2 protein-coding genes are annotated in these 2,458 nt (G+C 65.7%); both read right to left on the reverse strand.

The features are described from left to right. Positions 1 to 116: 116 nt before the first annotated feature. Positions 117 to 845 (reverse strand): IS21-like element helper ATPase IstB, encoded by a 729-nt coding sequence (gene istB, locus ACSYDV_RS22375; RefSeq protein WP_293838241.1) that lies wholly within the window; start codon positions 843 to 845, stop codon positions 117 to 119. After that, entirely contained in the window at positions 832 to 2,346 is a 1,515-nt protein-coding gene (istA, locus tag ACSYDV_RS22380) for an IS21 family transposase (RefSeq protein ID WP_438326297.1), read from the reverse strand. The genes istB and istA overlap by 14 nt, the downstream gene beginning before the upstream one ends. Positions 2,347 to 2,458 lie beyond the last annotated feature (112 nt).

Consider the following 2,458-nt stretch of genomic DNA (forward strand, 5'->3'; position numbering starts at 1 on the left):
GGCGCAAGGTTGATCGGACACGCGCCCTTGCGCTGCGCGCGGCGTAGGGAGGGCGGAGCCCGACCGGAGGCGCGCGCAGCGCAAAGCATCTTTTAATCGGAGGTCGGCGGGGGTGATCAGCTGCGGTTTTTGAAGCGCCAGCTGTCATTGCCGGTCTCGACGATGTCGCAATGATGGGTGACGCGATCGAGGAGCGCGGTGGTCATCTTGGGATCGCCGAACACGGTGGGCCATTCGCCGAACGCGAGGTTGGTGGTGATGATAACGCTGGTCTGCTCGTAGAGCTTGCTGACCAGATGGAACAGCAGTTGGCCGCCTGAGCGGGCGAACGGCAGATATCCCAGTTCGTCGAGCACGATCAGATCGAGGCGGGATAGCTGGGCGGCGAGAGCGCCGCTCTTGCCGATCCTGGCCTCCTCTTCGAGGCGGGTCACCAGATCGACGGTGTTGAAGTAGCGGCCTCGCGCACCCGAGCGAACGACATTGGCGGCGATGGCGATGGCCAGGTGGGTCTTCCCGGTGCCCGTGCCGCCGACCAGGACGATGTTGCGCCGAGCGGGCAGGAACGCGCCGCTGTGAAGCGAACGCACTAGGCCTTCATTGATCGGCGTGCCCTCGAACCGGAACGCGTCGATGTCCTTCACGACCGGCAGCCGGGCGGCCGCCATCCGGTATCGGATCGACGCGGCATGGCGATGTGTTGCTTCCGCCCGCAGGAGGTCGGTCAGTATCTCCATCGTGGTGCGCTGGCGCTGAAGGCCGGTGGTGACCGCATCGTCGAACGCGCCCGCCATGCCCTTGAGCCCAAGCCCGCGCATCGCCTCGATCATGTCATGCCGCTGCATCGAAGGTCCTCAGCTGGTCGTAACGGGCGCAGTCGGCGATCGGCGGATGGCGCAAGGCGCTGTCCTCGGAGGTGATGATGGTGAGCGGTCGCGGCGGTTCGCGGCGCCGCGCAAGGATGTTGAGGATCAGGTCGTCGCTCGCCGTGCCGGTTGCCAATGCCTCGCGCGCGGCCGCTTCGACCGGCTCCAGGCCATCGGTCAGCACGGCCGATAGCACACGGACGAACCGGCGGTCGGCATCGTCGCCATTGCCAAGCTTGCGGCGCAGGCGCGCCAGCGCCGGCGGCAGATCCCAGTCCTGGAAGGGCGCGCCGTTCCGCAGCGCACCGGGCTTGCGGGCCAGCACCGGCAGATAATGCCAGGGGTCATAGATCGTGCGGTTGCGCCCGAAGTAGCGGGGATGCTCGGCGACAACCTCCTCGCCGCAGCGCACGACAATGCGGTCGGCATAGGCCCGGACCTGGGCCGTCCGCCGCGCCACCGTCGAGAGAACCGAGTAGCGGTTGCGATCGAAGCTGATCAGGCAGGTGCCGGTCACGGCATGCTCGCTCTCGTTAAAGCCGTCGAACGGCCCCAGCATCGGTTGCAGTGCCGATCGCTCGATCTCCAGCGCCTGTGCCACGGTCAGCTCGCCCTGTTCCGGGTGTGCCTGTCGTTCCGCCCAGCGCTGGCACTCGGCCTCCAGCCAGCCGTTGAGCTCTTCGAGGCTGGCGAACCGCAACCGGGGTTGGAAGAAGCGGCCCCGGATCGTCTGCACCTGGTTCTCGACCTGGCCCTTCTCCCATCCCGCCGCCGGCGAGCAGGCGGTTGGCTCGATCATATAATGGTCGGTCATGATCAGGAACCGCCGGTTGAAGACCCGCTCCTTGCCGGTGAACACGCTCGTCACCGCCGTCTTCATATTATCGTAGATGCCGCGGCCCGGCACGCCGCCGAAGAAAGCAAAGCCGCGCGCATGCGCGTCGAACAGCATCTCCTGGCTCTCGCGAGGATACGCCCGGACATAGACCGCTCGCGATGCACACAGCCGCATATGCGCAACCTTCACGCGCATCGGCTTGCCCGCGATCTCCACATCCTCATGGCTCCAGTCGAACTGGTAGGCCTCGCCCGGCTTGAACGTCAGCGGGATGAAGGCGGTGACACCATCGCCGGCATCCTTGCGCCGGTCGGTCTTCCAGCGCGCCGCGTAGCGCCGAACGGCATCGTAGGAACCCTCAAAACCCTCGCGCTCCAGCAGATCATGGATCCGCGTCATCCGCAGCCGCTCACGCCTGCCGCGCACCTCGTTCTCTTCCAGCAACGTATCGAGCCGAGCCTGGAACGGCCCGATCCGCGGCAGCGGCTGAACCTTGCGCTGATAATCGAATGCGCCTTCCGGCGCCCGGATCGCCTTGCGGATCACCTTCCGCGATACATGCAAATCCCGCGCGATCGCCTTGATCGCCTTGCCACCGGCATACTCGCGCCGAATCCGAACCACTGTCTCCAAAACCAACATCCCGATCTCGCCGCCTGATTATCCAGGCCGCTGCTTAAACCATCGAAATGAGGGGTCCCTTTTAGACGCCGATCACCCCGCTAACGGGGTCCTTTTTGCACGCCGATCCACA

The sequence above is a fragment of the Sphingopyxis selenitireducens genome (assembly GCF_051550705.1).
In the GTDB taxonomy this organism is placed as follows: domain Bacteria; phylum Pseudomonadota; class Alphaproteobacteria; order Sphingomonadales; family Sphingomonadaceae; genus Sphingopyxis.